At 56.0% G+C, this 24,709-nt stretch carries 17 protein-coding genes, 4 tRNA genes, 3 rRNA genes and 1 riboswitch; of the genes, 4 read left to right on the top strand and 20 right to left on the bottom strand.

The annotated features are described in order from the left end of the window. Position 1: 1 nt before the first annotated feature. The 6 genes from ilvA to ilvL all read right to left on the bottom strand — a co-directional run bounded on the left by ilvA (position 2) and on the right by ilvL (position 6,561). Entirely contained in the window at positions 2-1,546 is a 1,545-nt protein-coding gene (gene ilvA, locus AC6I7J_RS00740) for a threonine ammonia-lyase, biosynthetic (RefSeq protein WP_058759907.1), read from the bottom strand. Between the two features lie 6 nt (positions 1,547-1,552). Next, positions 1,553-3,403, bottom strand: coding sequence for a dihydroxy-acid dehydratase (gene ilvD, locus AC6I7J_RS00735; RefSeq protein ID WP_021507915.1), 1,851 nt, complete (start codon positions 3,401-3,403; stop codon positions 1,553-1,555). 61 nt (positions 3,404-3,464) lie between these two features. After that, the gene (locus AC6I7J_RS00730; RefSeq protein WP_021507916.1) at positions 3,465-4,394 is read right to left on the bottom strand and encodes a branched-chain amino acid transaminase; all 930 of its coding nucleotides are present in this window, start codon (positions 4,392-4,394) and stop codon (positions 3,465-3,467) included. Between the two features lie 18 nt (positions 4,395-4,412). Further along, complete coding sequence (gene ilvM, locus AC6I7J_RS00725; RefSeq protein WP_008106624.1) at positions 4,413-4,670, bottom strand: acetolactate synthase 2 small subunit; 258 nt, start codon at positions 4,668-4,670, stop codon at positions 4,413-4,415. Beyond that, the gene (gene ilvG / locus AC6I7J_RS00720) at positions 4,667-6,313 is read right to left on the bottom strand and encodes an acetolactate synthase 2 catalytic subunit (RefSeq protein WP_498006509.1); all 1,647 of its coding nucleotides are present in this window, start codon (positions 6,311-6,313) and stop codon (positions 4,667-4,669) included. The genes ilvM and ilvG overlap by 4 nt, the downstream gene beginning before the upstream one ends. 149 nt (positions 6,314-6,462) lie before the next feature. Further along, complete coding sequence (gene ilvL, locus AC6I7J_RS00715; protein ID WP_104094203.1) at positions 6,463-6,561, bottom strand: ilv operon leader peptide; 99 nt, start codon at positions 6,559-6,561, stop codon at positions 6,463-6,465. 328 nt (positions 6,562-6,889) lie between these two features. Between ilvL and AC6I7J_RS00710 the strand changes: the two genes are divergently transcribed. Next, positions 6,890-8,410: a YifB family Mg chelatase-like AAA ATPase gene (locus tag AC6I7J_RS00710; protein WP_021507918.1), complete on the top strand. Its 1,521-nt coding sequence runs from the start codon at positions 6,890-6,892 to the stop codon at positions 8,408-8,410. Between the two features lie 28 nt (positions 8,411-8,438). Here the strand turns inward: AC6I7J_RS00710 and AC6I7J_RS00705 are convergent, their stop codons facing one another. Continuing rightward, the gene (locus tag AC6I7J_RS00705) at positions 8,439-8,777 is read right to left on the bottom strand and encodes a MaoP family protein (protein ID WP_021507919.1); all 339 of its coding nucleotides are present in this window, start codon (positions 8,775-8,777) and stop codon (positions 8,439-8,441) included. Between the two features lie 121 nt (positions 8,778-8,898). On the opposite strand from AC6I7J_RS00705, the gene hdfR reads away from it, so the two are divergent. Next, entirely contained in the window at positions 8,899-9,720 is an 822-nt protein-coding gene (gene hdfR / locus AC6I7J_RS00700) for an HTH-type transcriptional regulator HdfR (protein WP_031279770.1), read from the top strand. A 104-nt stretch (positions 9,721-9,824) separates the two neighbouring features. Here the strand turns inward: hdfR and AC6I7J_RS00695 are convergent. The 9 genes from AC6I7J_RS00695 to btuB all read right to left on the bottom strand — a co-directional run bounded on the left by AC6I7J_RS00695 (position 9,825) and on the right by btuB (position 18,492). Next, a tRNA-Trp gene (locus AC6I7J_RS00695) sits at positions 9,825-9,900 on the bottom strand. An 8-nt stretch (positions 9,901-9,908) separates the two neighbouring features. After that, positions 9,909-9,985 (bottom strand) — tRNA-Asp (locus AC6I7J_RS00690). A 100-nt stretch (positions 9,986-10,085) separates the two neighbouring features. Further along, a 5S ribosomal RNA gene (gene rrf, locus AC6I7J_RS00685) occupies positions 10,086-10,201 on the bottom strand. A 197-nt stretch (positions 10,202-10,398) separates the two neighbouring features. After that, positions 10,399-13,302, bottom strand: a 23S ribosomal RNA gene (locus AC6I7J_RS00680). Positions 13,303-13,501: 199 nt separating this feature from the next. Continuing rightward, positions 13,502-13,577: transfer RNA gene (locus tag AC6I7J_RS00675), tRNA-Ala, on the bottom strand. Positions 13,578-13,726: 149 nt separating this feature from the next. Then, a tRNA-Ile gene (locus AC6I7J_RS00670) sits at positions 13,727-13,803 on the bottom strand. Between the two features lie 74 nt (positions 13,804-13,877). Then, a 16S ribosomal RNA gene (locus AC6I7J_RS00665) occupies positions 13,878-15,419 on the bottom strand. The 16S, 23S and 5S rRNA genes sit together here with 4 tRNA genes alongside, the layout of an rRNA operon. Positions 15,420-15,815: 396 nt before the next feature. Beyond that, entirely contained in the window at positions 15,816-16,667 is an 852-nt protein-coding gene (gene murI, locus AC6I7J_RS00660) for a glutamate racemase (RefSeq protein ID WP_040679621.1), read from the bottom strand. Further along, positions 16,612-18,492 carry a TonB-dependent vitamin B12 receptor BtuB gene (gene btuB / locus AC6I7J_RS00655; RefSeq protein WP_498006506.1) on the bottom strand — a complete coding sequence of 627 codons (1,881 nt, stop codon included), beginning with the start codon at positions 18,490-18,492 and terminating at the stop codon, positions 16,612-16,614. The genes murI and btuB overlap by 56 nt, the downstream gene beginning before the upstream one ends. A gap of 68 nt (positions 18,493-18,560) precedes the next feature. Continuing rightward, a riboswitch (cobalamin riboswitch) is annotated at positions 18,561-18,742 on the bottom strand. A gap of 112 nt (positions 18,743-18,854) precedes the next feature. Here btuB and trmA point away from each other — a divergent pair. Then, on the top strand, positions 18,855-19,958 hold the full coding sequence (gene trmA, locus AC6I7J_RS00650) for a tRNA (uridine(54)-C5)-methyltransferase TrmA (protein ID WP_132466977.1): 1,104 nt from the start codon (positions 18,855-18,857) through the stop codon (positions 19,956-19,958). Positions 19,959-19,992: 34 nt separating this feature from the next. Here trmA and AC6I7J_RS00645 read toward each other — a convergent pair whose 3' ends face one another. Together AC6I7J_RS00645 and fabR are read right to left on the bottom strand one after the other, a co-directional pair. Further along, positions 19,993-20,349, bottom strand: coding sequence for a YijD family membrane protein (locus AC6I7J_RS00645; RefSeq protein WP_021506823.1), 357 nt, complete (start codon positions 20,347-20,349; stop codon positions 19,993-19,995). A gap of 18 nt (positions 20,350-20,367) precedes the next feature. After that, on the bottom strand, positions 20,368-21,012 hold the full coding sequence (gene fabR, locus AC6I7J_RS00640; protein WP_031279587.1) for an HTH-type transcriptional repressor FabR: 645 nt from the start codon (positions 21,010-21,012) through the stop codon (positions 20,368-20,370). A gap of 193 nt (positions 21,013-21,205) precedes the next feature. Here fabR and sthA point away from each other — a divergent pair, with 193 nt between their 5' ends. Beyond that, positions 21,206-22,606, top strand: a complete 1,401-nt coding sequence (gene sthA, locus AC6I7J_RS00635; protein ID WP_021506825.1) for a Si-specific NAD(P)(+) transhydrogenase — start codon at positions 21,206-21,208, stop codon at positions 22,604-22,606. Here the strand turns inward: sthA and oxyR are convergent. Together oxyR and AC6I7J_RS00625 are read right to left on the bottom strand one after the other, a co-directional pair. After that, a complete protein-coding gene (gene oxyR / locus AC6I7J_RS00630) occupies positions 22,589-23,506 on the bottom strand; it encodes a DNA-binding transcriptional regulator OxyR (protein WP_021506826.1) in 918 nt (305 codons plus the stop codon). The genes sthA and oxyR overlap by 18 nt on opposite strands. Positions 23,507-23,799: 293 nt before the next feature. Then, positions 23,800-24,675 (bottom strand): Ig-like domain-containing protein, encoded by an 876-nt coding sequence (locus tag AC6I7J_RS00625; RefSeq protein ID WP_498006503.1) that lies wholly within the window; start codon positions 24,673-24,675, stop codon positions 23,800-23,802. Between the last annotated feature and the right edge of the window lie 34 nt (positions 24,676-24,709).

Genomic DNA, 24,709 nt, shown 5'->3' with positions numbered 1-24,709 from the left:
TTTAGCCAGCGAGGAAGAAGCGAAACGCCGGATTGCTGGCCTCGTCGTGCCACTCATAGCCGAGCGCGTTGAGGTGAGTGTCGAAATCCGGCTCTTTGTCGTTGATCTCGAACGCCGCCAGCACGCGACCAAAATCGGTGCCGTGGCTGCGATAGTGGAACAGCGAAATGTTCCAGTGCGCGCCCAGCGTCTGCAGAAACTTCAGCAGCGCGCCCGGCGCTTCCGGGAATTCGAAGCTGAACAGCCGTTCACGCAGCGGTTTTGACGGGCGTCCGCCCACCATGTAGCGCACGTGCAGCTTCGCCATCTCATCATCCGACAAATCCACCACCTGATAGCCGCCTTCAGCCAGCTGGCTGATGATCTCGCTGCGCTCCTCAAGGCCGCGCGTTAAACGCACGCCAACAAAGATGCAGGCGTTATCGGCATCGGCATAACGGTAGTTGAACTCGGTTACCGCGCGGCCACCCAGCGTCTGGCAGAAACGCAGGAAGCTGCCCTGCTGCTCAGGGATGGTGACCGCCAGCAGCGCTTCACGCTGCTCACCCAGTTCACAGCGCTCAGAGACATAGCGCAGACCGTGGAAGTTGACATTGGCGCCCGACAGCACGTGCGCCAGCCGCTCGCCTTTGATGTCGTGCTGCTGGATGTACTTCTTCATGCCCGCCAGCGCCAGCGCGCCGGAAGGCTCCGCCACCGCACGCACATCCTCGAACAGATCCTTCATCGCTGCGCAGATGGCATCGCTGTCCACGGTGATGATGTCGTCGAGGTATTCTTTGCACAGGCGGAAGGTTTCGCTGCCGATACGCTTGACCGCCACGCCTTCGGCAAACAGCCCGACGCGCGGCAAATCCACCGGCTCGCCGGCATCAAGCGCCGCCTTCAGGCAGGCAGAGTCCTGCGACTCGACCGCGATAACCTTGATTTGCGGCATCAGCTGTTTAATCAGTACCGCCACACCCGCCGCTAAGCCGCCGCCGCCTACCGGCACAAACACGCGATCGAGATGCGCATCCTGCTGCAACAGCTCCATCGCCAGCGTGCCCTGACCGGCAATCACCGCCGGATGATCAAACGGCGGCACGAAGGTGTAACCCTGCTGCTCCGCCAGCTCGATCGCTTTGGCTTTTGCCTCGTCAAAGTTTGCTCCGAACAGGTAAGCCTCACCGCCAAACGCGCGCACTGCATCAACCTTGATGTCCGCCGTCGCCACTGGCATCACAATCAGTGACTTAATGCCGAGCGTGCTGGCCGAGAGCGCCACGCCCTGCGCGTGGTTACCCGCCGAAGCAGTAACCACGCCGCGCGCTTTCTGCTCTTCCGTCAGGCCGGCGATCATGGCGTAAGCACCGCGCAGCTTGAAGCTGTGCACCGGCTGGCGATCTTCGCGCTTCACCAGAATGGTGTTGCCAAGACGCGACGAAATTTTTTCCATTTTTTGCAGCGGCGTTACCTGGGCAATTTCGTACACAGGCGCACGCAGCACCGCGCGCAGATACTCCGCGCCATTGGGCGACGCGGAAAGCGGTTGAGACTCAGCCATCAGAGATTAGCCTCCCAGCTTGGACTTATCGCGCACCGCGCCCTTGTCAGCGCTGGTGGCGAGCGATGCATAAGCACGCAGTGCGAAGGAGACCTGACGCACGCGACCGTGCGGCGTATAAGCCGCTTCGCCACGCGCTTCCTCTTCTTCACGACGGGCATGCAGTTCGTTATCCGGTACCGCCAGCTTAATGCCGCGATTCGGGATATCGATTTCAATGATGTCGCCATCTTTAACCAGCGCGATGGTGCCGCCGTTCGCCGCTTCCGGCGATGCGTGGCCAATGGAGAGGCCCGAGGTGCCGCCCGAGAAGCGTCCGTCAGTGATCAGCGCACAGCTTTTGCCAAGGCCCATCGATTTCAGATAAGTAGTCGGATAGAGCATTTCCTGCATGCCCGGACCGCCTTTCGGCCCTTCGTAGCGGATCACCACCACGTCACCGGCCACCACTTTGCCGCCGAGAATCGCTTCCACCGCATCGTCCTGGCTTTCATACACTTTTGCCGGACCTTTAAAGGTAAGGATCTCTTTGTCGACGCCGGCGGTTTTCACGATGCAGCCATCTTCCGCCATGTTGCCGTACAGCACTGCCAGACCGCCATCCTGAGAGAACGCGTGTTCGCGCGTGCGGATACAGCCTTCCTGACGATCGTCATCCAGCGTGTCCCAGCGGCAGTCCTGTGAGAACGCCTGGGTAGTACGGATGCCAGCCGGGCCGGCGCGGAACATCTTCTTCACCGCTTCGTCTTTGGTCAGCATGATGTCGTACTGATCGAGGGTTTCGCGCAGATTGAGACCCAGCACGTTGCGTACGTCGGTGTGCAGCAGGCCGGCACGATCCAGCTCGCCAAGAATACCGATTACCCCGCCCGCGCGGTGCACATCTTCCATATGATATTTCTGTGTGCTCGGCGCCACTTTGCACAGGTGCGGCACTTTACGTGACAGGCGATCGATGTCGGAAATGTTGAAATCGATCTCGCCTTCCTGCGCGGCGGCCAGCAGGTGCAGCACGGTATTGGTGGAACCGCCCATGGCGATATCCAGCGTCATGGCGTTTTCGAACGCGGCTTTGCTGGCGATGTTACGCGGCAGCACGCGCGCATCATCCTGCTCGTAGTACTGTTTGGTCAGGTTAACGATGCGCTTGCCGGCGTTGATGAACAGGTCTTTACGATCGGCGTGGGTTGCCAGCAGCGAGCCGTTGCCCGGCTGCGACAGGCCCAGCGCTTCGGTCAGACAGTTCATGGAGTTGGCGGTGAACATGCCGGAGCACGAGCCGCAGGTCGGGCAGGCGGAACGCTCAATCTGTTCGCTGTCGGCATCGCTGACGTTCGGGTTCGCACCCTGAATCATCGCGTCCACCAGATCCAGCTTGATGATTTTGTCTGACAACTTGGTTTTACCGGCTTCCATCGGACCGCCGGAGACAAAGATCACCGGAATGTTGAGGCGCAGCGAGGCCATCAGCATGCCGGGGGTGATTTTGTCGCAGTTGGAGATACACACCATGGCGTCGGCGCAGTGGGCGTTCACCATATATTCCACGGAGTCGGCAATCAGCTCACGTGAAGGCAGTGAATACAGCATGCCGCCATGACCCATGGCGATACCGTCATCCACCGCGATGGTGTTGAACTCTTTGGCTACACCACCCGCGGCTTCGATTTGCTCAGCGACCAGTTTGCCAAGATCGCGCAGGTGCACGTGGCCCGGTACGAATTGGGTGAAGGAGTTGACCACGGCGATAATCGGCTTACCGAAATCGTCGTCGGTCATTCCGGTGGCGCGCCACAGGGCACGGGCACCCGCCATGTTACGACCATGGGTGGTGGTGGCGGAACGGTACTTAGGCATGCTCTATTTACTCCAGTCTGAAAAATGACGCGGGCGCTGCTGCACCCGCGTTACTGTCTTGTTATGGATTCACCTGATCCAGCCAGCCGTACTTGTCTTCGGTTTCGCCGGTGAACAGGCCAAAAAACGCCTGCTGGATTTTGGTGGTTACCGGGCCACGTTTGCCCTCACCCACCTGGATGCCGTCCACGCTGCGTACCGGCGTAATTTCTGCGGCAGTACCGGACATGAACACTTCATCCGCCAGGTACAGCGATTCGCGTGACAGCACCTGCTCGCGCACTTCGATACCGAGATCCTTCGCCAGCTTGATGATGGCGTCGCGGGTGATGCCCGGCAGCGCTGAAGAGGTGAACGGCGGGGTGAACAGGATGCCGTCTTTCACTTCAAACAGGTTTTCGCCAGCACCTTCGGAGATATAACCCTGGGTATCCAGCGCGATACCTTCCTGATAGCCGTGGCGGCGCGCTTCGCTGCCAACCAGCAGGGAAGAGAGATAGTTACCGCCTGCTTTCGCCGCGGTTGGCAGGGTATTTGGCGCCACGCGATTCCAGGAAGAAACCATGGCGTTGATGCCCTGCTCCAGCGCTTCGGCACCCAGGTAAGCTCCCCACGGGAACGCAGCGATGATCACATCGGTGGTGAAGCCGTCTGGCGGGTTAACGCCGAGACCCACGTCGCCGACAAAGGCCAGCGGACGAATGTAGGCACTCTTCAGTTTATTAACGCGAATGACTTCGCGGCACGCTTCCATCAACTCATCCACGCTGGCTTTGATCGGGAAACGGTAAATTTTGGCGGAGTCGTGCAGACGCTGCATGTGTTCACGGTGACGGAACACCACCGGACCTTTGTGTGAGTCGTAGCAGCGAACGCCTTCGAACACAGAGGTGCCGTAATGCAGTGCGTGAGACATAACGCTAACTTTGGCGTCTTCCCACTTAACCATCTCTCCATTGAACCAGATAAAGTCTGCTTTCTTCGTACTCATTGTTATTTCCTTTGGCGACTAGGCGCGGATTTGTTGTGTTGTCTGTTGCTGGATCTCGACACAGGCGACATCCATAAGTTTGCTTAACTGCGAAGACAGTAAATCGACAGAGCGCTGGCTGGCAACGGTCATTTCGATATTAATGTTCTCCGCATTGACGGCGGACGCCATATTCATCGCGCAGACCTGGAAGCCACGGTGACGCACGACGCGCAAAATGCGCTCCAATATTTCAGGGCGAAAGCGGGCTTCGATAGACAATTGATGCTGGTTCATACGGTTTTCTCCATCATGTTTGCGTTGCTGGCACCCGGCGGTACCAGTGGCCAGACGTTTTCATGCTCATCAATCGCAACATGCAGGAAGTAAGGACCTTCACTGTTCAGCAGAGCATCAATCGCGGCGTCGACCTGATCTTTACGGCTAATGCGCTGGCCCGGAATATCAAAGGCGCTGGCCAGCGTGAGGAAATCGGGGTTATCGGTGAGGATGGTTTCGCTGTAGCGACCATCAAAGAACAGCTGCTGCCACTGGCGAACCATGCCAAGACGCTGGTTATCCAGCAGCAGGATTTTTACCGGCAGCTGCTTACGCTTGATGGTGCCCAGCTCCTGAATATTCATCATGATTGAGCCGTCACCGGACACGCAGATAACGGTGTCATCCGGACGGGCAACCTGCGCGCCCACCGCAGCCGGCAGCCCAAAGCCCATGGTGCCCAGGCCGCTGGAGGTGATGAAGTTTTCCGGCGCGCTGAAGCGCATGTGCTGCGCCGCCCACATCTGGTGCTGGCCAACGTCGGTGGTTACCACCGCGCTGTCAGGTTTACGATCTGACAACTGCTTCAGCAGCAGCGGCGCGTAGATCGCCTCGCCGGGATGGTCGTAACGCCACGCGAACTCCGCGTTCATCGCTTTAACTTCAGTACGCCAGCCGTCGATCTGCAGCGGCATGCTCAGCGCCGGCAACATCTGGTTGAGATCGCCCTGCAGCGAAACGTGAGCGCGACGCAGTTTGTTCAATTCCGCCGGATCGATATCAATATGGATGACGCTGGCGTGCGGCGCGAAGGTATCCAGCTTACCGGTGACGCGGTCGTCGAAGCGTGCGCCGACGGCAATCAGCAAATCACAGGATTGCACCGCCAGGTTGGCCGCTTTGGTGCCGTGCATGCCGAGCATACCGAGATAGAGATCGCTGCTGGCTTCGGCGCTGCCCAGCCCTTTCAGGGTAGAAACCATCGGGATGCCGGTCTCCTGCGCCATAGCCCGCAGCGCCGGGACGGCCTGCGCCATGCCGACACCGCCGCCGATATACAGTATCGGTTTTTGCGCCTGCGCCATCAGCGCGCGCGCTTCGGCAATGTGCTGCGGTGAATGGCTCAGTGCCTCTTCAACCGGCAACAGGTGCGGCGTCAGGTCACCGCTGGCAATTTGAATATCTTTGGGAATGTCGACCAGCACCGGTCCCGGACGGCCGGACTGCGCGATGGCGAAAGCTTCCGCCATCACCGAGGGTAAATCATCCAGCGATTCAACGAGGAAGCTGTGTTTAGTACAGGCTAATGACAGGCCAAGAACGTCGATCTCCTGAAAGGCGTCGGTACCAATAAACGCTGAAGAGACCTGCCCGGTGATGGCGACAACCGGAACGGAATCCATCATCGCATCGGCCAGACCGGTGATCAGGTTGGTGGCGCCTGGTCCGGAAGTCGCGATGCAAACCCCGGTTTTGCCGGTCGCACGCGCATAACCGATCGCTGCCATCACCGCACCTTGTTCATGACGACACAGTAGATGTTCCACGCCGCCATCGTAGAGCGCATCGTACACTGGCATGATTGCTCCGCCAGGATAACCAAACACTGTGTCGACACCCTGCGCGCGTAAAGCCTGAACTACCCACTGTGCACCTGTCATGGTTATTCTCCTGTATTCCTGCTGGAACAACAGAATTTTATGCTACTGCTCATAATCTGTTCCTCGCTGATTCGCTGATATTTCGTCTGGTCGAAAAAAAACCCCCGGACCTTACGGTGCGGGGGTTTTTCGAATTCCAGGCTTGATTTTTAAGCCTTTCTTTCTCCAAGCGTAGCCCCGCACGGTGGGTTAATAATCACCACCACGCTAATCACGACTAGGCTAATCACTTGTAGAAAGGCTTTCATGTGTCGTCTGTTTTTTCGTTAGTTCGAAGTAATACCTACAGAGTTACCATAGTTAGCAGGGGATTTACAATAATTTTCATCGGAAAATTTTATGACGCGCGCAGTTGACGTGCGTTATCGCTTTGTAAGTAAAAGGTTATTCGCATTTGTGATAATTATTCATTACGCCCGCGACGCAACCGTTATTTTGCTTTTGCGATCTGGCTGCGAAAATTAATGAACAGGATGAAAAGCACAGCGATTTTCCTGAATACCGCTTCAGGATGATAGTTTCAGCGGTCGCCGTGTGGATTTTTTTCAGCAAGGATAAAGGCAACAAGGAGCGGTTATGTCTTTATCGAAAGTATTAACACGCGCGGCGCTCGGAGTGCAGGCTCCACTGGTGACGATTGAAGTGCATATCAGCAACGGTCTGCCAGCATTGACACTGGTAGGTCTGCCGGAAACCACCGTCAAAGAAGCCCGCGAACGCGTGCGCAGCGCCATTATCAATAGCGGTTTCACCTTTCCGGCGAAGCGCGTCACCATTAATCTCGCACCAGCTGATTTACCTAAAGAGGGTGGGCGCTACGACCTGCCGATCGCTATCGCCATTCTCGCGGCCTCAGAGCAGCTGCCAGGCGATAAGCTGGCCCATTATGAGTTCCTGGGTGAGCTGGCGCTAAACGGCGCGCTGTGTGGCGTTCAGGCCGCGATTCCTGCTGCCATGGCGGCGCTGCAGGCCGGACGTCAGATGGTCTTAGCGGAGCAGAATCAACAGGATGTCGGCCTGATACAACAGGGTGAAACGCTGGTGGGCAAGCATCTGGTGGAGATCTGCGCTTTCCTGCATAACCAGACGGCGCTGACGGTCGCCCATTACCAGCCTGAAACGGTGCCGCACGAGCAGCAGGACCTGAGCGATATTATTGGCCAGCAGCAGGGACGGCGCGCGCTGGAAATTACCGCCGCCGGTGGCCATAACCTGTTGCTGCTGGGCCCGCCCGGCACCGGTAAGACCATGCTGGCAACCCGATTGCCCGGCATTATGCCGCCGCTGGATGACCAGGAAGCGCTGGAGTGCGCCGCAATTGCCAGCCTGGTCAGCAGCGGTACGCTACATCATCAGTGGCGTAGACGGCCGTTCAGAGCGCCTCATCACAGCGCATCGCTGTATGCGCTGGTCGGCGGAGGATCCCTGCCGCGGCCGGGCGAAATTTCGCTGGCGCACAATGGGGTGCTGTTTCTTGATGAACTGCCCGAGTTTGAGCGCAAAGCGCTGGATGCGTTACGCGAACCGATTGAGTCCGGTGAAATCGCCATTTCCCGTTCCCGCGCCAAAGTCACTTTCCCTGCGCGCTTTCAGCTGATTGGTGCAATGAATCCCAGCCCGACGGGCCATTATCAGGGGAATCATAATCGCTGCACGCCGCAGCAGGTGCTGCGCTATCTCAGCCGGCTGTCTGGCCCGTTTCTGGATCGCTTCGACCTGTCGCTGGAGATTCCGCTGCTACCGGGCGGCTCGCTTAGCCAGAAGCAGCAGCACAGCGAAACCAGCGCGCAGGTGCGCGCCCGCGTACTGGCCGCCCGGGCGATACAGATGGCACGCGCGGGCAAAGTGAATGCGCAGCTGTCGAATCCGGAGATCGCCCGTGATTGTGTGTTACAGCAGCAGGACGCGGAATGGCTGGAGGAGATCCTGAATGCACTGGGATTATCGGTGCGTGCATGGCAGCGCATCTTAAAGGTGGCGAGAACCATCGCAGATTTAGCGGGTGAACGGCAGATTACGCGTCAGCATCTGCAGGAGGCGGTGGGATATCGCAGTATCGATCGTTTACTGATTTACCTGCATAAAAGCCTGGAATGACAACGGGGCTGAAATCAGCCCCGTCATGTTAATCGTCGCTATCGCTGAAGTCTTCCACCGTGTCCATCTGCGGTTTACCGCCGGACAAGGTATGAAAACGTTTCGGACGCTTGATACGTGCAGTGTATTTTGACCAGACACGTTCAGCCTCAGTCTGCGGCTCACGCAGACCACGACAGACTTCAATAAACAGACGCTCTTCTTCGGTCTCCGGATCGCGCTTAGCGAGATCCAGTTCGTTGAAAGCGTATCCGTGGCGTTCCAGAAGCTGAGCTTCTTTAATGGTGAAGTCACCATGACGCGAAAAACCACGAGGGTAATGTTTGTTATCAAAGAAACGATTAGTTGTTGCGAAGCTGTCCGCCATCTTACACGCTCCTGATTCTCATATGGCCGTGCTATTTATGGCGCGGAGTATTAGATAGGCTTGACAGAGTGTAAAACAAAACATTTAAATCAGTACGACAAACATTTTTTGGGAGAATGCTGTGGATACGGAATTACTGAAAACTTTCCTCGAAGTGAGCAGAACGCGTCATTTCGGGCGTGCTGCTGAAGCGCTTTACCTCACGCAATCTGCCGTTAGTTTTCGCATCCGACAGCTGGAAAATCAGCTGGGCGTTAATCTTTTTACCCGTCACCGCAATAATATCCGGCTGACTTCAGCAGGCGAGCGCTTATTGCCCTACGCTGAGAGCCTGATGAGTACCTGGCTGATGGCAAAAAAGGAGGTTTCGCATACCCAGCAGCACCATGAGCTATCAATCGGTGCCAGTGCATCGCTCTGGGAAGCGTATCTTACGCCCTGGCTGCAGACGCTATACGAGAACCGGGAGAGCCTGCATCTGGAAGCACGTATTGCTCAGCGCCATTTGCTGGTCAAGCAGTTACATGAGCGTCAGCTCGATTTGCTGATCACCACCGAAGCGCCAAAAATGGATGAACTCACCAGTCAGCAGATCGGTCATATTTCACTCGCGCTCTTTCGCGCACGCAAAACTGAAAAGCGTGAAAAATATGATTACATCAAACTCGAGTGGGGCGCGGATTTCCATCAGCATGAAAGTTATCTTTCCAGTGATGACGTACCGGTATTAACTACCACTTCAGCACATGTGACCCGCGAATTGCTGCATACCACGGGAGCCTGCGCTTTTTTACCTGATTTCTGGCACGGCATTTACAGTGATTTGATGGTTATTCCAGACACACCTGTCGCAGTGCGACCGTTATATGCGGTATGGCTGCAGAATAGCGATCAACAGGCACACATTCGTCAGCTGCTTAAATATCCGGTCCTGACTCACTGAAGCAATAAATGAGGGAGTTTGAGTGGAAGAAATGAAACTCAGGCTCTTGCGTGTGCCGAATTTCAGGCAAAAAAAATCCTTTGCCGAAGCAAAGGATTATTTTCTGGCAGGGGCGGAGGGACTCGAACCCCCAACACCCGGTTTTGGAGACCGGTGCTCTACCAATTGAACTACGCCCCTAATTAGGGTGGCGGAACGGACGGGGCTCGAACCCGCGACCCCCTGCGTGACAGGCAGGTATTCTAACCAACTGAACTACCGCTCCACCGATTCTGTACTGATATCAGACCGTCGCTGATTTCAGGTGTTTCGCCCTTTCCGCGTCACCGGGAAGGTCACGACCCGATTAGGGGTCTTAAATTGATGCCTGGCAGTTCCCTACTCTCGCATGGGGAGGCCCCACACTACCATCGGCGCTACGGCGTTTCACTTCTGAGTTCGGCATGGGGTCAGGTGGGACCACCGCGCTGTTGCCGCCAGGCAAATTCTGTTTTCATCCGCGTCTTTCGCGCTCTGACTGCGTTGCCCCGCTCGCGCCGCTCAGTCACATACTTCTGTATGCTCCTTCCCGTCGTCTCGCGTGCCGCCTTGTCACAGCACAAAATCCACTGGACGTAATCCGGTGAACAAAGCTGAAAATTCTTTCGGTCTCTCAGACCAAAACGCCTCTGGCGTTGTAAGGTTAAGCCTCACGGGTCATTAGTACCGGTTAGCTCAACGCATCGCTGCGCTTACACACCCGGCCTATCAACGTCGTCGTCTTCAACGTCCCTTCAGGACCCTTAAAGGGTCAGGGAGAACTCATCTCGGGGCAAGTTTCGTGCTTAGATGCTTTCAGCACTTATCTCTTCCGCACTTAGCTACCGGGCAGTGCCATTGGCATGACAACCCGAACACCAGCGGTGCGTTCACTCCGGTCCTCTCGTACTAGGAGCAACCCCCCTCAATTCTCCAGCGCCCACGGCAGATAGGGACCGAACTGTCTCACGACGTTCTAAACCCAGCTCGCGTACCACTTTAAACGGCGAACAGCCGTACCCTTGGGACCTACTTCAGCCCCAGGATGTGATGAGCCGACATCGAGGTGCCAAACACCGCCGTCGATATGAACTCTTGGGCGGTATCAGCCTGTTATCCCCGGAGTACCTTTTATCCGTTGAGCGATGGCCCTTCCATTCAGAACCACCGGATCACTATGACCTGCTTTCGCACCTGCTCGAGCCGTCACTCTCGCAGTCAAGCTGGCTTATGCCATTGCACTAACCTCCTGATGTCCGACCAGGATTAGCCAACCTTCGTGCTCCTCCGTTACGCTTTGGGAGGAGACCGCCCCAGTCAAACTACCCACCAGACACTGTCCGCAGCCCGGATTACGGGCCTACGTTAGAACATCAAACATTAAAGGGTGGTATTTCAAGGTTGGCTCCACGCAGACTGGCGTCCGCGCTTCAAAGCCTCCCACCTATCCTACACATCAAGGCTCAATGTTCAGTGTCAAGCTATAGTAAAGGTTCACGGGGTCTTTCCGTCTTGCCGCGGGTACACTGCATCTTCACAGCGATTTCAATTTCACTGAGTCTCGGGTGGAGACAGCCTGGCCATCATTACGCCATTCGTGCAGGTCGGAACTTACCCGACAAGGAATTTCGCTACCTTAGGACCGTTATAGTTACGGCCGCCGTTTACCGGGGCTTCGATCAAGAGCTTCTCCTTGCGGATAACCCCATCAATTAACCTTCCGGCACCGGGCAGGCGTCACACCGTATACGTCCACTTTCGTGTTTGCACAGTGCTGTGTTTTTAATAAACAGTTGCAGCCAGCTGGTATCTTCGACTGGCCTCGGCTCCGGGAGCAAGTCCCTTCACCTACGCGCCAGCGTGCCTTCTCCCGAAGTTACGGCACCATTTTGCCTAGTTCCTTCACCCGAGTTCTCTCAAGCGCCTTGGTATTCTCTACCTGACCACCTGTGTCGGTTTGGGGTACGATTTCGTGTTACCTGGAGCTTAGAGGCTTTTCCTGGAAGCAGGGCATCAGTTACTTCACCGCCGTAGCGGCTCGTCGTCACGCCTCAGTGTTAAAGAAGACCGGATTTGCCTGGTCTTCACACCTGCACGCTTAAACCGGGACAACCGTCGCCCGGATAACCTAGCCTTCTCCGTCCCCCCTTCGCAGTAACACCAAGTACAGGAATATTAACCTGTTTCCCATCGACTACGCTTTTCAGCCTCGCCTTAGGGGTCGACTCACCCTGCCCCGATTAACGTTGGACAGGAACCCTTGGTCTTCCGGCGAGCGGGCTTTTCACCCGCTTTATCGTTACTTATGTCAGCATTCGCACTTCTGATACCTCCAGCATGCCTCACAGCACACCTTCAGCGGCTTACAGAACGCTCCCCTACCCAACAACACATAGTGTCGCTGCCGCAGCTTCGGTGCATGGTTTAGCCCCGTTACATCTTCCGCGCAGGCCGACTCGACCAGTGAGCTATTACGCTTTCTTTAAATGATGGCTGCTTCTAAGCCAACATCCTGGCTGTCTGTGCCTTCCCACATCGTTTCCCACTTAACCATGACTTTGGGACCTTAGCTGGCGGTCTGGGTTGTTTCCCTCTTCACGACGGACGTTAGCACCCGCCGTGTGTCTCCCGTGATAACATTCCTCGGTATTCGCAGTTTGCATCGGGTTGGTAAGCCGGGATGGCCCCCTAGCCGAAACAGTGCTCTACCCCCGAGGATGAGTTCACGAGGCGCTACCTAAATAGCTTTCGGGGAGAACCAGCTATCTCCCGGTTTGATTGGCCTTTCACCCCCAGCCACAAGTCATCCGCTAATTTTTCAACATTAGTCGGTTCGGTCCTCCAGTTAGTGTTACCCAACCTTCAACCTGCCCATGGCTAGATCACCGGGTTTCGGGTCTATACCCTGCAACTTAACGCCCAATTAAGACTCGGTTTCCCTTCGGCTCCCCTATGCGGTTAACCTTGCTACAGAATATAAGTCGCTGACCCATTATACAAAAGGTACGCAGTCACACCCGAAGGTGCTCCCACTGCTTGTACGTACACGGTTTCAGGTTCTGTTTCACTCCCCTCGCCGGGGTTCTTTTCGCCTTTCCCTCACGGTACTGGTTCACTATCGGTCAGTCAGGAGTATTTAGCCTTGGAGGATGGTCCCCCCATGTTCAGACAGGATACCACGTGTCCCGCCCTACTCGTCGGACTCACAACTCATGCATCTTCGTGTACGGGGCTGTCACCCGGTATCGCGCGACTTTCCAGACGCTTCCACTGATGCACAAGCTGATTCAGGTCCTGGGCTGCTCCCCGTTCGCTCGCCGCTACTGGGGGAATCTCGGTTGATTTCTTTTCCTCGGGGTACTTAGATGTTTCAGTTCCCCCGGTTCGCCTCGTTTGACTATGTATTCATCAAACGATGATGCACAGAGTGCACCGGGTTTCCCCATTCGGACATCGACGGCTGTAGCGGTTCATATCACCTTACCGTCGCTTTTCGCAGATTAGCACGTCCTTCATCGCCTCTGACTGCCAGGGCATCCACCGTGTACGCTTAGTCGCTTAACCTCACAACCCACAGGCGTTTTGCAACGCTGCGGACTGCAAGCATTTGAGAGACCCGAACGCATCGTTAATTTCATTCTTATTACGGAGAATGAATACGACGCGTCGTTTCAAATTTTCAGCTTGTTCCGGATTGTTAAAGAGCAAATACTTCGCAGCACACCGTCGCCGGTATACTCTGAAGTAAGTTTCAGTACTGTAATGGTGGAGCTAAGCGGGATCGAACCGCTGACCTCCTGCGTGCAAGGCAGGCGCTCTCCCAGCTGAGCTATAGCCCCATACAGTCACTGCAGAGACCATCTACATCCACTCACCAGGAGTCACGTTTCTCACACGGGAAATGTGATTTCGTCTCAGGCAAGGCATGTTTTCGCGAAGCATAGTGAACTATGCGAGCCGGAAACATAACGCGGCATGAGAAGAAATCTGGTAGGCCTGAGTGGACTTGAACCACCGACCTCACCCTTATCAGGGGTGCGCTCTAACCACCTGAGCTACAAGCCTGTAGAGGTTTTTTCTGCTCGTTACTTTTCTATCAGACAATCTGTGTGAGCACTTCGCGGGAAGGTATCTTCAGGTAAGGAGGTGATCCAACCGCAGGTTCCCCTACGGTTACCTTGTTACGACTTCACCCCAGTCATGAATCACAAAGTGGTAAGCGCCCTCCCGAAGGTTAAGCTACCTACTTCTTTTGCAACCCACTCCCATGGTGTGACGGGCGGTGTGTACAAGGCCCGGGAACGTATTCACCGTAGCATTCTGATCTACGATTACTAGCGATTCCGACTTCATGGAGTCGAGTTGCAGACTCCAATCCGGACTACGACGCACTTTATGAGGTCCGCTTGCTCTCGCGAGGTCGCTTCTCTTTGTATGCGCCATTGTAGCACGTGTGTAGCCCTGGCCGTAAGGGCCATGATGACTTGACGTCATCCCCACCTTCCTCCGGTTTATCACCGGCAGTCTCCTTTGAGTTCCCGGCCGAGCCGCTGGCAACAAAGGATAAGGGTTGCGCTCGTTGCGGGACTTAACCCAACATTTCACAACACGAGCTGACGACAGCCATGCAGCACCTGTCTCAGAGTTCCCGAAGGCACCAAAGCATCTCTGCTAAGTTCTCTGGATGTCAAGGCCAGGTAAGGTTCTTCGCGTTGCATCGAATTAAACCACATGCTCCACCGCTTGTGCGGGCCCCCGTCAATTCATTTGAGTTTTAACCTTGCGGCCGTACTCCCCAGGCGGTCGACTTAACGCGTTAGCTCCGGAAGCCACGCCTCAAGGGCACAACCTCCAAGTCGACATCGTTTACGGCGTGGACTACCAGGGTATCTAATCCTGTTTGCTCCCCACGCTTTCGCACCTGAGCGTCAGTCTTCGTCCAGGGGGCCGCCTTCGCCACCGGTATTCCTCCAGATCTCTACGCATTTCACCGCTACACCTGGAATTCTACCCCCCTCTACGAGACTCAAGCCTGCCAGTTTCAAATGCAGTTCCCAGGTTAAGCCCGGGGATTTCACATCTGACTTAACAGACCGCCTGCGTGCGCTTTACGCCCAGTAATTCCGATTAACGCTTGCACCCTCCGTATTACCGCGGCTGCTGGCACGGAGTTAGCCGGTGCTTCTTCTGCGGGTAACGTCAATCGGCAAGGTTATTAACCTCACCGCCTTCCTCCCCGCTGAAAGTACTTTACAACCCGAAGGCCTTCTTCATACACGCGGCATGGCTGCATCAGGCTTGCGCCCATTGTGCAATATTCCCCACTGCTGCCTCCCGTAGGAGTCTGGACCGTGTCTCAGTTCCAGTGTGGCTGGTCATCCTCTCAGACCAGCTAGGGATCGTCGCCTAGGTGAGCCATTACCCCACCTACTAGCTAATCCCATCTGGGCACATCCGATGGTGTGAGGCCCGAAGGTCCCCCACTTTGGTCTTGCGACGTTATGCGGTATTAGCTACCGTTTCCAGTAGTTATCCCCCTCCATCGGGCAGTTTCCCAGACATTACTCACCCGTCCGCCACTCGCCACCCAAAGAGCAAGCTCTTCTGTGCTGCCGTTCGACTTGCATGTGTTAGGCCTGCCGCCAGCGTTCAATCTGAGCCATGATCAAACTCTTCAATTTAAAGTTTGATTTGCTGCAACGAGTGCAGCGATGCTCTGTGAATTAAACTTCGTAATGAATTACGTGTTCACTCAGCAAAGACTTGATATTTTTTAAAGCCCGTAGGCTTGTGATATCAATCCTGCGAGTGCCCACACAGATTGTCTGATAAATTGTTAAAGAGCAGTGCCGCGATTTCTCAAGCGGCGCGGGATGCGTATATTACGCTTTCCGCTTTCTCAGTCAAGCATTTATTTTTGCTTTTCTGAAGGTTGCCGTTAAGGGCCACCTCACTAACAGCGCGCTTCGTAAGCCGTTGTGCCGTGTCAGTGGAGGCGCATTATAGGGGTTCTTTCGGGCTGACAAGGGCTAAATGCAAATTAATTTTCGAGTGCTGTTTTTTTCGGCGAAAGCCCGTCAAATCGCCAGTTTTTCCAGCAGCGGGAAGCCATAACGCTGCAAAACCGGTGATAATTGCACCACTTCGTCATCCATACGCGTACAAAATGCCACATTCTGTCCGCTGGAACGCGCCTGAGGCGCTTCGTGCTCTAACAACCAGGCAGTGCGCCGTGCAATGGCTGCGCCCGAATCCACCAGCCGGGTGCCATCAGGCAACACCTGCTGCAGCTCTTCACGTAACAGCGGGAAATGGGTACAACCCAGCACCACGGTATCCGGCGGCTCTTTCATACGCAGCCACGGTTGTACTGCGCGACGCACATCGTCCAGCGACACCGTTTCTCCGTGCAGTTTGGCTTCCGCCAGTTCGACCAGTTCCGCCGACCCCAGCATTTCGATTTTACATTCGCGCGCAAACTGCGCCACCAGCTCATGGGTGTAAGGTCGTTTCACCGTGCCGCGCGTGGCCAGCAGGCCGACCACGCCGTTACGCGTCAGACGGGCCGCCGGTTTAATCGCCGGCACGACGCCAACGACCGGGAATTCAAAGCGCTGACGCAATGCTGGCAGCGATACAGTACTGGCGGAGTTACAGGCGATGACCACTAACGCCAGCGGCACGCGCTGCACGATAGCCTCCACCACCGCCACGACCCGCTCAACAATATACTCTTCGCTTTTTTCACCGTAAGGGAAGCCGGCATTATCGAAGGCATAGAGATAGTGCAGGCCCGGCAGCAGTTGCCGGACCTCATCATAGACGGAGAGCCCACCGACGCCGGAGTCAAACACCAGCACGGTGGGGCGCAGATCAGAAGCTGTAGCTGGCGCTGAGATAGTACTCCGTTCCTGGAGTTTGATAGCCATACACTGTCTCGTAGTCTTTATCGAACAGGTTGGCAATTCTACCACGAACGGTGAGCTGTGATGTGACCGGATACGAAACTGCCAGATCCCATAAACTTACACCGCCCAGTTTGACGCGCTGCGGGGTAAAGGCGTGGTTGTAATCCGTATCATAGCGATCGCCGAGATAATGATAGGTCAGTGACCAGTCAAACTCATAAATCGTCCAGTCGAGCTGGTATTTCACCTGCTGCTTCGCACGGCGCACCAGCGGTTGATCGGTTTCAGCATCGCGCGCATCAACATAATCGTAAGAAATCTGATGGCTAAGCGGACCGGTATCGAACGACGCCGTGGCTTCTACGCCCTTAATGCGCGCTTTATCGATGTTGTAATAGATATAGGTGGTGGGATCGCTATCAATCAGATTATCGATATCGTTACGATAACCGGATACGCGCCAGTTTACCGGCCCGGTCAGGCCAGAGAAGCCCGCTTCCCACTGTTTACTCTCTTCCGGCTTCAGGTCGCTGTTGCCATAAGAACCATACAACTGGCCGAGACGAGGCGCTTTATACGCCGTCGCGTAATTGGCAAACACGCTATAGCCATCAACAAACGCCCACGACGCCCCGCCCTGCCAGGTGCCGTGCCAGCCAAACTGGCTGTTGTCGTCACCGCGTACCGCGCCTTCCAGCGTTACGCTGCCCAGCTGCTGCTGGGTGGTGGCATAAATGCCGGTGTTACGCAGCTCAGTACTGTCAGCCACGTAAGCGGTGCCGGGTTCTGTGGTCTGTTTCTGCCAGTCCACGCCCGCGCTTACGCTGCCCTGCGCCACCTGCAACGTATTGCCCCACTGCACATTGTACTGCTTGCTGTCATCCAGCGTGGTCGACGGGCCGTAGCGGCCTGTACGCGGATCATAGTTATAATCTTTGCTGCGGCTGTAGCTGGCGATCAGCTGCGTCGAATAAATGTCGTTGCTGTAACGCAGGCCGCTGTCCCAGGTCTGGCTGTAGAGCTGGCGGGTATCGTTTAATCCGTTGATGTTAAAACTGTTATCGTAGCTGTAGGTGCCGTCGTAGGCCGTGCGGTTGTCAAAACCGTAGCCGCGGACAAAGCCGCTCAGCCCGTCACTGAACTGGTGCTCCAGCGCGCCATACAGTGTCTTGTTCATGAAGCCATCGCGATCTTTCTGCGCCGGATCGCCATACACATCCGGCAGGTTTGCCACCACATCATAGCCGCGCGTATAGGTGTAGTTGCCCGCCATGGTCAGCTTCGTGGCTGTGCCCAGCTGCTGCTGGGTTGAACCTTCATAGTTTTGATAGCCTTTCGAGCCCACGCCCGCGCTCAGCGTCGTGCCCGGCTTATCACGATCGGTGATGATGTTCACCACGCCGCCAATTGCATCGGAGCCATACACCGCCGAGCGCGCACCGCGCACATATTCGATGCGCTGGACCAGAGAAAGCGGAATCTGGCTTAAATCAGACGATCCGGACACACCCGCCTGGTTTAGCCGGATACCGTCGATGAGTATAAGTACGTGGCTGGAGTTGGTGCCGCGCACAAACAGCGAGCTCAGCTGGCCGAGGCCACCGTTTTGCGCGATGTCCACGCCAGGCAGGCGACGCATGACGTCCGTCAGGCTTTTCGCCTGCCAGCGATCGATATCGTCGCGGGTCACGACTGTCGTCGGCGCGAGAACGGAGGAAACCGGCTGCAAAAACCGGTTAGCGGTAACGATTTGCGTATCATCATTCTGCTGCGCGTAGCCAGATTGCGCCCAGAGCGACAACGCCGTTGCACTAAAGGCAAACAGCGAAGCGTGTGTTGTTTTCATTGTTATAGCATCCAAAAGACGAAGCAGGATGCCGCAGGTCCGGGATCGATAGCACGCGATGATCTCAGAAGTTGCGACGTCACACCGGCAGGTCTTCGGGCTGGGAATCATAAGTGGTGAAGACTTCCCATCCGCGAGGACAGTGTCTGCAATTGCGATCACCACGACATTCTTTTACCGCTGCGCGTCAGCTCCAGATTCACACTGGATTCCCTTTTAACTCAAGGAGGCCGGCAGCCGCAGTCTACGTTTAAGAAGGCCGGAAATCCAGACTGCCAGCCTTCCTGCACTGTCTGGGGCTGGACATCAGCAGGTGAATGCCTACAATCGCCCGGCAGGCAGGCTTAACACCAGGATTGAAGATGACACCCGAACAACTCCCGATTGAACAATACGACGCGCAACTGGCGGAAAAAGTCAGCCGCTTACAGGCGATGATGGACCCCTACGCAGCGCCCGACGTAGAGGTGTTCCGCTCGCCGGTCAGCCACTATCGTATGCGCGCCGAATTCCGCATCTGGCACGACGGTGACGATCTTTATCACATCATCTTCGATCAAGAGACCAAACAGCGTATCCGCGTCGATCAGTTTCCGGCGGCCAGCCAGTTGATCAATACGCTGATGCCAAAGTTGATCGCCGCGATCCGCGATAATCGTGCGCTGCGTTTCAAACTGTTCCAGATCGATTATCTCTCCACCCTCAGCAACCAGATCGTGATCTCGCTGCTGTATCACCGCAAGCTGGAAGCCGACTGGACCGAAGCCGCGACTGCGCTGCGCGATAGTCTGCGTGCAGAAGGGTTTGATGTGCAGCTGATTGGCCGTGCCACGAAAACCAAAATCTGCCTCGATCGCGATTACGTCGATGAGCGCCTGCCGGTAGCCGGTCAGGAGATGATCTATCGTCAGGTGGAGAACAGCTTCACCCAGCCAAATGCGGCGATGAATATTCAGATGCTGGAGTGGGCGCTGGACGTGACGCAAGATTCGCGCGGCGATCTGCTGGAGCTGTACTGTGGCAATGGCAACTTTTCGCTGGCGCTGGCGCGTAACTTCCGCCGCGTACTGGCGACGGAAATCGCCAAACCGTCGGTGGCTTCGGCGCAGTACAACATTGCGGCCAACCACATCGACAACGTGCAAATTATTCGTATGGCAGCCGAAGAGTTTACCCAGGCGATGAACGGCGTGCGCAGCTTCAACCGTCTGGAAGGCATCGATCTCAACAGCTATCAGTGCGAGACCATCTTTGTCGATCCGCCGCGCAGCGGGCTGGATGACGAGACGGTGAAGATGGTGCAGGCCTATCCGCGTATTCTCTATATTTCCTGTAATCCGCAGACGCTGTGCGACAACCTCAGCGTACTGAGTGCCACGCATACCGTCACGCGGCTGGCGCTGTTTGACCAGTTCCCTTACACCCACCATATGGAATGCGGTGTGTTACTGACGCGCAAAGCCTAAAAAAACGGGAACCCTGCGGTTCCCGTGATTGTTTTCAGTGCTTGTTCTTGCTGCGGCGGAAGCGCATGGCGATCCAGAACACCAGCGCCACCATCAGAATGGTCGGGATGAAGTTAGACCCGATATCCGGATATTCGGCACGCACCAGCGCGCTGTACACCAGAATCCCCAGCAGAAAAAATGCCGCCGCCAGCGAAGGCATGCCGTCCGGCATATTGCGGTTGAGATAGCGCTGATGCAGACACCACGCGGCAAGGCCAAGGGCGATCAGCGGGAAAATCGAAAAGGGAACAAAGGTGCTGAACAGCACCGAAAAGGAGCCGTTGATAGCTAAACCGGTGATAAAAGCCAGTAACAGCGTTCCTTTATCGCGAGGGTTTTGCTCAATCATTTCATTATCCTTATCACATTACTCTTCGGGGGTTTCCAGGGTAACCGCCAGGCGCTCTTGCTCCCGGCGATACCAGTAATAAGCGCCTTTGGCGATCATTCGCAGCTGCAGCACCAGACGCTCTTCCAGTTTGCGCCGCTGTTCGATATCCACATCCAGCGCTTCCGCGCCGGCGCTGAACACAATCGTCACCATCGCTTCCGCCTGCGCTTCGGTAAAGCTGCGCGGCATGCGGTTTTCCAGCTCAAGGTAGTCGGCCAGTTCAGCGATAAAGTGCTGAATCTCCCGCGCGACCGCCGCACGAAAAGCCGCTGACGTGCCGGAGCGCTCGCGTAGTAAGAGACGAAAAGCGTTGGGATTGTTCCCGATGAACTCCATAAACGTGGCGACCGAGGTTTTGATGATGCTGCCGCCTTTGGCAATGCGCTGGCGCGCCTGGCGCATCAGTTGGCGCAGCATCAGGCCACTTTCATCAACCATCGTCAGGCCGAGTTCATCCACATCGCGAAAGTGACGGTAAAACGAGGTCGGTGCAATGCCGGCTTCGCGTGCCACTTCGCGTAAACTCAGGCTGGCAAAACTCCTTTCTGCACTTAACTGACTGAATGCCGCTTCAATCAGTGAACGTCGTGTACGTTCTTTTTGTTGCGCTCGAACGCCCATTTTCCCGGCCTTGTGAGTAATCAGGCAGGCACTATAACAAACTTTTCAGCGTACAGCGGCGCAAAGTTTGTGACCGCCTGTTAACCTCACTGATTGTCAAACTTTGCCAATTTACGCTGTTAGAATTCAGATGTGCGCGGCGAGATGTTAGAATCTCGTTGTAAAAATGTATAGAAACATAGGACGTACTGGTATGCAAAAGTCTTACGATTACGATGCCATTGTGATTGGCTCCGGTCCGGGCGGCGAAGGTGCGGCGATGGGGCTGGTGAAGCAGGGAGCGCGCATTGCAGTGATCGAACGCTACCACAACATCGGCGGCGGTTGTACTCACTGGGGAACCATCCCTTCCAAAGCTCTGCGTCACGCTGTCAGCCGTATCATCGAGTTCAATCAAAACCCTCTTTATAGCGATCACACCCGACTCCTGCGCTCCTCGTTCGCCGACATTCTGAATCATACTGAGAACGTCATCAGCCAGCAGACTGCCATGCGTCAGGGCTTTTACGAGCGTAACCGCTGTGAGCTTTATCAGGGCGACGCCCATTTTGTTGATGCCAACACCATCGAAGTGGAACAGCCAGACGGCACGCGCGAGCGCTTAACCGCAGAGAAGTTTGTCATCGCCTGTGGTTCCCGCCCGTATCATCCGGCGGACGTCGATTTTACCCATCCGCGCATTTACGACTCCGACTCCATCCTCAACCTGCATCATGAACCCGGCCACGTCATCATTTATGGTGCGGGCGTGATTGGCTGTGAATATGCGTCGATTTTCCGCGGTCTTAACGTCAAGGTTGACCTGATCAACACCCGCGATCGCCTGCTGGCGTTCCTCGATCAGGAGATGTCTGATTCGCTCTCTTATCACTTCTGGAACAGCGGCGTGGTGATTCGTCACAACGAAGAGTTTGAGAAGATTGAAGGTGTCAGCGATGGCGTCATCATGCACCTCAAATCCGGCAAAAAGGTCAAAGCCGATTGCCTGCTGTACGCTAACGGCCGTACCGGTAATACCGATTCACTGGCGCTGGAAAACGTCGGGCTGGAAGCCGATGGCCGTGGACTGCTGAAAGTGAACAGCATGTATCAGACCGCGCAGCCGCATATCTATGCGGTGGGCGACGTGATTGGCTACCCGAGCCTGGCCTCTGCCGCTTACGATCAGGGCCGCATTGCTGCGCAGGCGATAATCAAAGGGGAAGCCACCGCGCACCTGATTGAAGATATCCCGACCGGGATTTACACCATTCCGGAAATCAGCTCCGTCGGCAAAACCGAACAGCAGCTGACGGCGATGAAAGTGCCGTATGAAGTGGGCCGTGCGCAGTTTAAGCATCTGGCGCGCGCGCAGATTGTCGGCATGCACGTCGGCAGCCTGAAGATCCTGTTCCACCGCGAAACCAAAGAGATTCTGGGTATTCACTGCTTTGGCGAGCGTGCGGCGGAGATCATTCACATCGGCCAGGCCATCATGGAGCAGAAGAACGGCGGTAACACGATTGAGTATTTCGTGAACACTACCTTCAACTACCCCACCATGGCCGAAGCCTACCGCGTGGCGGCGTTAAACGGCTTAAACCGCCTGTTTTAACGAACGGTCCAGGTAACCCTGCATGTGGGTTTTAATTGCTTCTGCCAGCTGCTCATAGCGGCTGCGCAGAGGCGATCCCGGACGATACACCAGCGCGATGGTGCGCTGCGGCACCGGTTTGTAACACGGCAAATAGCACACGCCATCACGTACGCGCTCATTCGGTACCGCCAGCGACGGCAGCAAAGTGATACCGCTGCCGGCTGCTACCATGTTGCGCAGCGTTTCCAGGCTGGTCGCGCGGAAATGGGTATCTTCATCAGCGCCGGCTTCGAAGCAGAAGCCCATCGCCTGATCGCGCAGACAGTGACCATCTTCCAGCATCAGCAGTTTCTCACCGGCCAGATCCGACATCGGCACGCGATCGCGATCGTGCCACGGATGATCCTGGTAGATCGCCAGCTTCATCGGCTCATCAAACAGCGGCACTTCAATAAAAGCTTCGCTCTCTTTTACCAGCGCCAGAATCGCGCAGTCGAGCTTACCGCTGTCGAGCTGCGCCAGCAGCTGCTGCGTTTGCGCCTCGTGCAGATACATCTCGAGTTTCGGGAAGGTCTGATGCAGCATCGGAATAATATGCGGCAGCAGATAGGGACCGGTAGTCGGAATCAGACCAATGTGCAGCGGCCCGGACATGGTTTCGCCCTGCTGGCTGGCCATCTCCTTCAGTACCTTCACTTCACGCAGCACGGTTCGCGCCTGATCCACCAGCAGCAGTCCAGCCTGAGTAAACAGCACCTTACGGCTGGTCCGTTCCAGCAGCATCACACCCAGTTCATCTTCCAGCTTGCGAATCTGCCCGCTCAGGGTCGGCTGGCTGACATGACAGGCATCAGCGGCACGACGAAAGTGGCGATGTTCCGCCAGCGAAACCAGATATTCCAGATCACGAATGTTCATTGATAGCCTCCAAACCACGATAGCCCGTGGCGATAGATAGAATAGCAATGAACGATTAGCCCTATCAAGCGGTGAACAGGAATAATACCGGCCATCTGATTAAGACCAGAGATTGTTAAAGCGGCTAACGCAGACACGCAACAACAACAATCTGGAGCAGCACCTGCAACCTGCTCACGAAATCACTGAGTTGGCCGGGAGTGCCAGCCCTTTGATGATGTGCCTATAACTATATGTAATTCCGAAGCTAGAGGTTGGCGGGCTACTTAAAGCCCGCTTTTTTTGCCTCTGCATCACAGTGGCACATCACCCAGCAACTGCTGCAAATCCTGCTCCGTCAGCACCAGGGAGTGGCCGACGATACCGGACTGCGTCAGCTCCTGCTGCAGATCGTCATTATTCAGCACCAGCTCATACTGCTGCGTGGCCGGGTTAAGCTCCGCGTCCTGGAACAGGTTAACCGGCACGCTGGCCAGCAGGTCGTGCAGATGCAGGCCGCTGAGCGCCTCCGGCCGGGCCACGTCTTCCGTAACATCATCCGCGACGATCAGGCTGACCGGCGCACTGACATTCCCTGCGCCGCATGTCACCACGATCTGATGCTCGCCAGCGGCCAGCGCATGAGACGGCGTAAAGGTCCATTTGTGATCGCTATCGACCAGCGCGCTGCCGAGCGGCTCATCGTTATCAAACAGCTCAACCCGGCTGCCGGGCTGGCCTTTACCGGAAAAGGTCGGCTGGGTTTGCGTAGTGCTCTCTTCCGGCCAGATAAACTGCGCACCGCTGTGCATGGCGGTTAGCGTGACCGGCACAAAACCGGCGTCTTCGACGATCAGCGTGAAGGGCGCGCTGGCGCTCTGCGGCATTGCCGCCACCTGTGCCATGAACTGATGACTCCCGCCCGCCAGCGCGGCAGGCAGCGTAAAACTGAAGTAGCCTGTCTGAGCATCGCTGAGCGTGCTGCCCACTAACTCGCCGTTATGGTAACACTCAAGCGTGACGCCACGGCCGGCATAGCCGTTCAGCGCAGGGCGCGTATCGCGGGTGATCTCGCCATCGACAATAAAACCGCCGTCATTCACCGAGGCGGAATCGAAGGTGACAGGAACCTGGTTTTCAACGGCCGGCTCCAGAGGAAAGAAAGGGTAGCCAAAGCGTGAAGTGCTCATTTATGTTCTCCAAATTAACTGCGAGCACACTTTA

Source organism: Type-C symbiont of Plautia stali, assembly GCF_059730935.1.
This window is presented reverse-complemented; position numbering and strand designations above follow the sequence as displayed.

Bases quoted from the DNA above. Each gene is read 5' to 3' on its own strand.
- ilvA (WP_058759907.1), bottom strand. From the start codon at position 1,546: ATGGCTGAGTCTCAACCGCTTTCCGCGTCGCCCAATGGCGCGGAGTAT.
- ilvD (WP_021507915.1), bottom strand. From the start codon at position 3,403: ATGCCTAAGTACCGTTCCGCCACCACCACCCATGGTCGTAACATGGCG.
- AC6I7J_RS00730 (WP_021507916.1), bottom strand. From the start codon at position 4,394: ATGAGTACGAAGAAAGCAGACTTTATCTGGTTCAATGGAGAGATGGTT.
- ilvM (WP_008106624.1), bottom strand. From the start codon at position 4,670: ATGAACCAGCATCAATTGTCTATCGAAGCCCGCTTTCGCCCTGAAATA.
- ilvG (WP_498006509.1), bottom strand. From the start codon at position 6,313: ATGACAGGTGCACAGTGGGTAGTTCAGGCTTTACGCGCGCAGGGTGTC.
- ilvL (WP_104094203.1), bottom strand. From the start codon at position 6,561: ATGAAAGCCTTTCTACAAGTGATTAGCCTAGTCGTGATTAGCGTGGTG.
- AC6I7J_RS00710 (WP_021507918.1), top strand. From the start codon at position 6,890: ATGTCTTTATCGAAAGTATTAACACGCGCGGCGCTCGGAGTGCAGGCT.
- AC6I7J_RS00705 (WP_021507919.1), bottom strand. From the start codon at position 8,777: ATGGCGGACAGCTTCGCAACAACTAATCGTTTCTTTGATAACAAACAT.
- murI (WP_040679621.1), bottom strand. From the start codon at position 16,667: ATGGCTATCAAACTCCAGGAACGGAGTACTATCTCAGCGCCAGCTACA.
- btuB (WP_498006506.1), bottom strand. From the start codon at position 18,492: ATGAAAACAACACACGCTTCGCTGTTTGCCTTTAGTGCAACGGCGTTG.
- trmA (WP_132466977.1), top strand. From the start codon at position 18,855: ATGACACCCGAACAACTCCCGATTGAACAATACGACGCGCAACTGGCG.
- AC6I7J_RS00645 (WP_021506823.1), bottom strand. From the start codon at position 20,349: ATGATTGAGCAAAACCCTCGCGATAAAGGAACGCTGTTACTGGCTTTT.
- fabR (WP_031279587.1), bottom strand. From the start codon at position 21,012: ATGGGCGTTCGAGCGCAACAAAAAGAACGTACACGACGTTCACTGATT.
- sthA (WP_021506825.1), top strand. From the start codon at position 21,206: ATGCAAAAGTCTTACGATTACGATGCCATTGTGATTGGCTCCGGTCCG.
- oxyR (WP_021506826.1), bottom strand. From the start codon at position 23,506: ATGAACATTCGTGATCTGGAATATCTGGTTTCGCTGGCGGAACATCGC.
- AC6I7J_RS00625 (WP_498006503.1), bottom strand. From the start codon at position 24,675: ATGAGCACTTCACGCTTTGGCTACCCTTTCTTTCCTCTGGAGCCGGCC.